We start from the raw sequence: 8,258 nt of genomic DNA, 5'->3' as shown, positions 1-8,258 counted from the left end.
GCTAGCCCCTAGCCCCTAGCCCCTAGCCCCCGGGGACGGTCTGACGAGTGCCGTCAGGGGTTGGCGAGGGTCGCCTCGAAGGCACGGTCGACCGCCTCGGTGACCATCACCGCCACCGGCGTCGGCATCTCAGCGATCTTCTCGGCTACCGCCAGAGCCTCGCCCACCAGAAGTGATCAGGGCGACGCCGGGACTTCGTCACCCCCGTGGGGAGCACCCGGTGGCACCCGTGGGAGTATGTCACTGGCAACCCACGGCTGACGCGAACGATTACATCAGTGTTATCAAAATGTTGTTGACAATGACCGGCGGCGTTTACGGTCGGCAATGGTCGCGCCGGCAAGACTCAATAGCCGGCGAATATTCGGTCCATGAAATCACGGTCCGCGATGCCACACCCGGCGAAACCGTGTTCGACGATGCCCCATCGAGACATACCCAACATCCGTTGCAACGGAAGCCCGCGAAAACATCAACATTCAAACAAGCGCCTGACATCGCGACCCGGCATCCAGATCCGAAGAAAATACATTCCGCCGCAACCCCGGCAACCCGTTATCCCACCGTTCCAGCACGGCCGACCAGGAGCGTTCGTGGCTCGTCCGCCCGAAGTGCTGTTCGTCTGCGTTCACAACGCGGGCCGTTCTCAGATAGGCGCCGCCCTGCTCGACCGACATGGTCGTGGCCTGTTCCGCGCCCGATCCGCCGGCACCGCCCCGGCCCCGGCCATCCACCCGGGAGTCGTCACCGTCATGGCCGAAGTAGGCATCGACCTGTCCCGGGAGTCCCCGAAGCGACTGACCAACGAGATGGTCCGCGACTCCATCGTCGTCATCAACATGGGATGCGGCGACGCCGTTCCCAGCTACCCCGACACGCGCTACCTCACCTGGAAACTGGATGATCCGGCGGAGTGCACGCTCGAGGAGATCCGGTCGATCCGCGACGAGATCGATGCCCGCGTCCGGGCACTAGTCTACAGTCTCGGCGTGGCCGCCCGCGTCGGGCTGCTGAAGAACCAGCCCGGTTACACCGGGATCCCGCCTGGCGGTACTGACCCGGATGCGTGGCACTATCCCTCACCGGTCGGGGCGGGCGCACCCGATGCGACCGCGTGATCCGGCGCGACCGCGTTGACGGGCTCGGCCTCCCGGTACGGGATGATGATCGTCGCGCCGATCGGGACGGTGCCGCCACGCACGACGTCGGCGCGCAGGCCGCCCCGGTCGCGTAGCGCGCTCCAGACCCCGGGGCGGGTGAGCTGTTCGAGGTAGGAGCACGGTGGGCAGGGCCGGACACCGAGCAGGACAACGTCGTCGATGCGGAAGGTCCGCCCGACGAGGTCGAGCAGCGCGACGCCCTCCGTCACCAGGTTTCGCCTGGTCTCCCACTCGGCCAGAGCCACCCCGGCATCCGCGGCCACGGCGGCGATGACCTCACGCTCGATCAGCGTGACGGCACGACCGGCGCCACCGCGCGCGGAGTAGGTCCCGCTGCCGGTGGCGTAGCGGTCGCCTTCGAGGCCGTGACCCTCGATCATTCGAACGGCCTCACGGGCCCGCATCCGGGTACCCCGGATCGGCGTGGTATAGATCCCGACCAGGCGTCCCGCGACCATGATGCCGACACTACCCGCTGGGGTGGTATTCCATGATCAGAATGGATCCGGGTGAGGTCGTCAGCGAGCGGATGAAAAGTGACGGCACCCCTGGTGGAGCCCTTCATTGATCATTCTCTTCCCAGATGTCGGACTCCGAGCTCCAACCCCATCTGCCGGTCCCCCCGAAGGCGTCGGCGTCCGCCGTGTCACCGGCTCCGGGCGGACCCGTGGGGTCCTCGGCGAAGTCAATGGCGGGAAGTGGGCCAACGTGTTCGATCGTGAAGTACGGACAGGCTCGACGGAGATCGGCGACGGCGGCGTCGAACGCGTCCACGGCGTCGTTGCGCAGCAGAAACGCCCAGCTGAGCACCCGGGGCCTCCGCGCCGCCGTGCGGGCGCCGTGGCCAGTCGGACAGCGCCAGCGGACGCAGCAGGTCGAGGATCGCGTCGGCCTGACGCTGCCGGCGTGCGATGACCAGGTCGGCCACCTGCTGACCCAGCCTGATCCGCGCGTCGAGATCCGTGGGCGGCGTGACCCCGACCGAACGGACTGCCCGGCAGCACCCCGCCGAGCTCAGTCATCGCCGCCACCATGCCGTCCTCCGACAGCATCCGGCCGTCCTCCGGCAGGACCCGGGACCCGATCAGCGTCCGGAACCAGATCGGCGGTGCGCACCCGGTCAGTTGTGCGCACCCGGTCAACCACCGGCGCTCCACCGCCGGGCGAGTCCTCGTGACCGTCGAAGGTGCCGCCCAGACGCTGGTCACCACCCAGCGTGATATGGACAAACGAGTAGGGTGGCCAGGGACCCGTCGCCTCGGCGGAGCACCCCGCCGCGTCCAGCTCCCGCGTCAGCGCGGTCGCCGTGGTGAGGAACGCATCCTCCTCCGAACGCGGCACGAGGTACGCGCAGTCGAACATCCGCCCCGGCCGACCGGTGTGCCGACGGGCGTCATCCCGCGCGTGCGCGGCCAGCTCCCGATCCGCCCGATCGACCATCGCCGCGACCTCGTCACGCCGGTCCCGCTCCGCCTGCAGCTCCCGGCGCCGCTCGGCAAGATAGGCCATTGCTGAGCCGGTCGCCGAGCCGGTCCGCCCACCCACACCCACCGTTGGTGCGATCTCCGCCGGGTGGTGGACAGGCGAATCCACCCGGAATCCCCACTCATGGGCATCCCGGACGGCGTCCAGCATCTGGAGCAGGTCCCGTACCTGGTCGTCGAGGATGGCCCGGCCCTGCTCCGGGTCGGCGAGCACCGTGCCGAACCGCAGCGGCAGCACACCGCCGCGTTCCAGCAGCTCCCACAGCACCTGATCGTGCCGGCGGGCCAGCGCGGCGAGGCGACCGGTGTCGGCAACGTCCTCCTCGAGGTCATGCAGCAGACTCGACTCGACCTCCGAGACGGCGAGTGACAACGGCCCGCAGGCGATCGCGTCCACCTCGGTGTCGGCGCCCAGCCCATCGATTCCGGCGGTGTCGCTCGCCGCTGGGATGATGCCGTATACGTAAAGACCGCGGTCGGTCCGGGACGCGCGCGAGGACGGCCGGACGCCAGGCCCGACCACGCCCACAGTTCCGACAGTCGACTCCGGAACGGACTCCAACTCCGGAACCGACCCCGACTGCGAGACCGACCCCGACTGCGAGACCGGAACGGGGGGAAGGTCCCGAGGCGGGGTCACGGCCGGCCTGATGCCCTCCATCGCCACCCGGGTGATCTCACGGGCGAGGCACTCGACGATCTGATGTCGGGCGAGTTCGCGGGCCTCTCGAACGGCCTCCTCGACGACCTCAGGCGCGAGTCGCCGGGCGAGGGCCGTGAGATCCTCAGCCCCGGCCGCCGTGCTCATGGCCGCTACTCCCTCGTGTCCCGTCCCTCGACCGCCGATGCCCGGTCAAGGCCGATCCCCCTGCGCCAGCCAGGCCTGCCGGCCCCGCCGAAGAGGCGCTCGACCGCGTCCGCCGGATCCCGGCCCGTCGACCCTCCGGTGGCGCGGTCGGTGAAACGGCCGGTGGGCCACCCGGCAGCCCGGCCCCTGGGCTCCTCCACACCCTCCCCGGCACGATTCACGATCTGCGCGGGACGGTCGGCGATCCACTCAGGATGATCCTCGGCCCGCCCGGCGACGGGCGGTCCCGTCCTCGTCTGGGCTCATGGTGTCTGGGCTCATGGCCGGTGCGCGGCCCCCGTCCGCCCCGCCTCCAGGACAGGGAGGACCGCGGCATCGAAGACATCGACACGCCGCCCATTCCCGGGACTACCGGCTCCAAACTCCCAGCGTATGACGGGTGCCGACCGCAGATCACCGACCGGCGCCCCCGCCCGGAGGAGCCCCCGCCCGGAGGAGCCAAGGCCATCCAGGCCGAAGGTCCGCTGGGGATGGAGAGGTCAGCGCGCCCTACGGGATCAGCGCGCCCATGCCGCCCGCGCTGCCTGCGTGGGGCTCGAAGATGATCGGTCCGAGTCAGCGGACCGGGCCAGGATCCTCTGGGTGATCTCCTCAGCCGTCAGCGGCGGCGCGAAGAGAAAGCCCTGCGCGCTGTCGCAGGCGGCCGCGCGCAACCGCTCGGCCTGCATCGGGGTCTCGACGCCCTCGGCGGTCACCGTCAGGCGCAGGGTGTGGGCCAACGTGACCAGCGTCTGCACGATCTCCTCACCCCCCGGGTCGGCGTCCCGCGCCGAGCGGAAGCCCTCGACGAACGGTCCGGCGAGCTTGAGCGTGTGCACCGGCAGCCGACGCAGGTAGGCGAGGTTGGAATAACCGGTGCCGAAGTCGTCGATAGCGATCCGCACGCCCATCTCGGCGAGCCCGCGCAGGACCCGCAGCGACTCGTCGGCCGTGCCCATGAAGGCGCTCTCGGTAAGTTCCAGCTGGAGCAGGTCCGGGGAAAGCCCGGTCTCGTCGAGAATGCGTCGGACCTGTTCCACCAGGCCGGCTTCGCGGGTCTGCCGGGCGGCCAGGTTGACGCTGACGAACAGGGCGTGCGGATGACACTCCTGCCACTGCCGCGCCTGCCGGCAGGCGAGCTCCAGCACTCGCCGGCCGAGGGGCACGATCTGCCCGGTCTCCTCCGCCATCCCGATAAACAGGTCGGGGGGCAGCAGACCGAGGCCAGGATGCCGCCAGCGGACCAGCGCCTCCACCCCGACCATCGCCCCGGCGGCCATCCTGGCACCCGCACCGTCGCCGAGGGCGATGATCGGCTGGTACTCGACGACGAACTGGTCCTGTTCGAGGGCGCGGGGCAGCATGGTCGACAGAGTGTGCCGGGTCACCTGCCGGGCGCCTCGCTCCGTGTCGAACAGGGCCCAGCGACCCTTCCCCTCCGCCTTCGCCCGGTAGAGCGTGATGTCGGCGGCCCGTAGCAGATCGGCGTAGTCCCCGCCGGCGACGGGCCGTTCGACGATGCCGATGCTTGCTCCGATGGACAGCGCGTGGTCACCCACCCGCAGTGGGCTCGCCAGCGCCGCCAGCACGGTCTCGGCGACGGCGACGGCGTCCGCCGTGCCGGCTGTGTCAGCGACAAGGATCACGAACTCGTCACCACCCATCCTGACCAGGAGCTGCTCCGGGGACAGCACCCGACGCAGCCGGTCCGTGACGGCGACGAGCAACCGGTCGCCGACGTCGTGGCCGAGGCTGTCGTTCACCATCTTGAATCCGTCCAGATCGATGAAGCACAGCCCGATGCGACGTTCCGGTCCCGTGGCTATCAGTTCGTGGACCCGTTCGATGAGTACCGTCCGGTTCGGCAGGCCGGTGAGCGGGTCGTGCCGCGCCTGGCGGCGCAGCTGATTCTGCAACAGATGCCGGTCAGTCACATCAACGATCATGGAGAGCTGCGCGCGGCACCGCCCGTCGTCGTCGCGCAGACACGACGTGGTCAGCTCGGCCCACACCACCGACCCGCCGATCCCGGTGAACCGCCGCTCCATCCGGATGTGCTCCGGTCCGGCGGTCCGCTGGGCGGCATAGGCCTCCCGGAGCTCCCTCGCGTCCTGGGGATGCGCAAACTCGTCGATTGACCTGCCCTGCACCTGACCCGGGCCGACTCCGAGCATCCGCAGAAAAGCGTCGTTGGCGTCGATGATCCGTCCGTCTCCATCATTGATCAGGATTCCGATCGCGGAGCCGGTGAAGATCAGCTGGAAGCGGGCATCGCTCGCGTGCAGAGCCGCACGATGGATCGAGTCCTGCCCGGCGAGGATCCGCTCCCGCAGCGCATGGGCGTATCCCTGGGCCAGGCCGCCCTGCAACGCCGCCAGCCGGGCGCCGTACCCGTCGGCCGTCCCGAGTCGTAGGTCGGTGAGCAGTCTGGTGCCACAGATCTCGATGGTTCCGGCCAACGCGTCCGCGGCGCCGAAGGTGTACTCGACGACGGCAGCCCCGACCGCGGCCGCAGGGTCGGCCGTGAACGGTTCGGCGAGCAGGGCGTCGACGAGCCGGTCGCTCAACGCCCGTAACCGCTGCTCGACGTCGATCAGGCCGATCGCCGGATAGCTGGCGCCGAGGATCTCTCGGGCCCAGGCCTGGGCGAAGCGCGCGACGCCCTGCTGGCGTGCCGTCTGGGGCAGGGACCTCACCGCACGCACTCCTCATCGCACGCATTTCTTGCCCGACCATGACAAACCTTGGGCCTGACCCGCCCTGTGACAGAATCTCGGCCGTTGGCCGGAAAAGCACCGGAAGCCGGAGAAAAACCAATAAAAAAAGTAAAAAGTAAAAATAACCAAAAAAAATCATAAAAACCAGGAACAGTCAGAAACAGCCGGGAACGGCGAGCTACCGGCGCCCGACCGCGGCAAGTATCGTGGAACGCACCGGGTTGTCCGCGAGGGGATCGGCGCCCATGCTCGCCGCGTCCGGGCGCCAGGCCGGTAGGTAGACCAGGCCCGGGTCAACGAGCTCGTATCCGCGGAGCAGACCGGCGATCTCCGCACGGGAACGCGGGGTCACCACGGTGGGGGTCTCGTCGTAGACCTTGCTGGCCTGGTTGATCTCTACGACCCGCTCGTCCGCGATCACATGAGAGATGGCCAGGTAACTGCCCGGCGCCGTCGCCTCCCGGAAGGAATCGATGATGCCAGCCGGGTCATCGCTGTCGGGGACGAAATGCAGAACCGTCACCATGAGCACGGCGATCGGTTGAGAAAGATCGAGCAGCTCGGCCACCGCGCTGGAGCCGAGGATCGACGCGGGCTGCCGAACATCCGCCTGGAGCACCGTGGCCCGCGGATTGTCGACCAGCAGCATCCGGGAGTGGATGACGGCGACCGGGTCGATGTCGACATAGACGACCCGGGCCTCCGGATTCACCCCTTCGGCGATCTCATGGACGTTACCGACCGTCGGCACCCCGGAGCCGAGATCCAGAAACTGTGTGATCCCGGCCTCGGCAGCGAGGAAGCGCACCGCCCGGTGCAGGAACAACCGGTTCGATCTGGCGATCAGTAGGGCGTCCGGGAGGATCTCGATGGTGGCGCGCGTCGCCTCCCGGTCCACCGCGAAATTGTGCGATCCGCCGAGCGCGTAGTCGTACATCCGTGCGGCGCTCGGGCGATTGACATCGATCCCCGCGGCCCACTCGGGCAACTCCTCCATGATCACCTATTCTCCTGTGCGACCCGCTAGACGACGTACGGTGAGGAGATTGTCTACCATCGCCACCTTCGTCACCACACCGGCCGGTCTCGCTACGGAGACCAGCACCCTCCAGACCGCGTTCGCTCGTTTCATCGCACGCCCGCCATACCTCCTGCCCGGGCCTCCCGGCGGCGCGGACCGACCTCCGGCGGCGGCCCATGGGGAAGCCGCCGACCGTGCCGAATGTCCGATTTGACCAGACCGTCCTACCCTGCCCTGCGTGGCCGTCCACGGAGGACACTGGTCTGGAACCTGGATCGAGGGTCGACGCCCGCGACGGCCGAGGAGACCCCTACGGCCGCAAGAACCGGAAGAACCGAAAGAACCGGGAGGACCGGAGCCCGCGGCGGCAGCCGACAGACCGACGGCAGCCGGGACAGCGCGGGTATTCGGGCGTCGCCCTCGGCCGGGACCGTACGAGGCTCCGGTACGAGGTTCCGGGTGAGGAGTGGGACGAGATGCGCGCCCTCGTCGTGTATGAATCGATGTTCGGCAACACCAGGGTGATCGCGGACGCCGTCGCGATCGGCCTGTCGACGTGGTTGGACGTCGGACTCGTAGAGGTCGGCACCGCAGACCCGGCCCTGGACGACGATGTCAGGCTCCTCATCGTCGGCGGGCCCACCCATGCGTTCGAGATGAGTCGGCCCGAGACCCGGCACGACGCCACCAGGCGGACCGAGGGCAATGTCGTGTCACCGGGGATCGGGATCCGGGAGTGGCTCGAGGCACTGCCCAGGCAACCGAGTGGGTCGCCCGAGGAGACGCCGCTCACCGGAGCGGCCACGTTCGACACGAAGGTCCGTCACCCCCGTCCCGCGGGTTCGGCCGCGGCCAGTGCGGCAAGGTGCCTGCACCGTCTCGGCTTCTCCCTCCTCGACCGTCCACGGAGCTTCTACGTCGACGGCCCGCCGGGCCCCCTGGTGGCCGGCGAACCCGAACGTGCCCGCCGCTGGGCCGAAAGCCTCGGATGGATGGTCCCTGCCTCGGCGAAGGGTAACGCGCTTTCCT

At 69.0% G+C, this 8,258-nt stretch carries 7 protein-coding genes and 1 pseudogene; 2 read left to right on the top strand and 6 right to left on the bottom strand.

The window, feature by feature from the left end:
- The first annotated feature begins 593 nt into the window (after positions 1-593).
- Positions 594-1,118: an arsenate reductase ArsC gene (locus AC08OO_RS10605; RefSeq protein WP_476609742.1), complete on the top strand. Its 525-nt coding sequence runs from the start codon at positions 594-596 to the stop codon at positions 1,116-1,118.
- Here the strand turns inward: AC08OO_RS10605 and AC08OO_RS10600 are convergent.
- From AC08OO_RS10600 to AC08OO_RS10575, 6 genes and pseudogenes are all read right to left on the bottom strand, one after another.
- Positions 1,073-1,618 carry an MOSC domain-containing protein gene (locus AC08OO_RS10600; RefSeq protein ID WP_476607734.1) on the bottom strand — a complete coding sequence of 182 codons (546 nt, stop codon included), beginning with the start codon at positions 1,616-1,618 and terminating at the stop codon, positions 1,073-1,075. The genes AC08OO_RS10605 and AC08OO_RS10600 overlap by 46 nt on opposite strands.
- Before the next feature lie 13 nt (positions 1,619-1,631).
- Positions 1,632-1,722: pseudogene (locus AC08OO_RS10595) on the bottom strand (SRPBCC family protein); the annotation flags it as partial.
- The gene (locus tag AC08OO_RS10590) at positions 1,722-1,970 is read right to left on the bottom strand and encodes a GvpL/GvpF family gas vesicle protein (protein ID WP_476609743.1); all 249 of its coding nucleotides are present in this window, start codon (positions 1,968-1,970) and stop codon (positions 1,722-1,724) included. The pseudogene AC08OO_RS10595 and the gene AC08OO_RS10590, both read right to left, overlap by 1 nt.
- Before the next feature lie 204 nt (positions 1,971-2,174).
- Entirely contained in the window at positions 2,175-3,452 is a 1,278-nt protein-coding gene (locus AC08OO_RS10585; protein WP_476609744.1) for a GvpL/GvpF family gas vesicle protein, read from the bottom strand.
- Positions 3,453-4,009: 557 nt separating this feature from the next.
- Positions 4,010-6,187 (bottom strand): putative bifunctional diguanylate cyclase/phosphodiesterase, encoded by a 2,178-nt coding sequence (locus AC08OO_RS10580; protein WP_476609745.1) that lies wholly within the window; start codon positions 6,185-6,187, stop codon positions 4,010-4,012.
- A 199-nt stretch (positions 6,188-6,386) separates the two neighbouring features.
- Positions 6,387-7,205 carry an SAM-dependent methyltransferase gene (locus AC08OO_RS10575; protein ID WP_476609746.1) on the bottom strand — a complete coding sequence of 273 codons (819 nt, stop codon included), beginning with the start codon at positions 7,203-7,205 and terminating at the stop codon, positions 6,387-6,389.
- A gap of 500 nt (positions 7,206-7,705) precedes the next feature.
- On the opposite strand from AC08OO_RS10575, the gene AC08OO_RS10570 reads away from it, so the two are divergent.
- The coding region (locus tag AC08OO_RS10570; RefSeq protein WP_476609747.1) for a flavodoxin family protein at positions 7,706-8,258 on the top strand (553 nt) is incomplete at its 3' end.

It is taken from the genome of Frankia sp. CeCAU1 (genome assembly GCF_977971845.1).
Note: the sequence above shows the minus strand (reverse complement) of the source record. Positions and strands in the feature narration are given on the sequence as shown.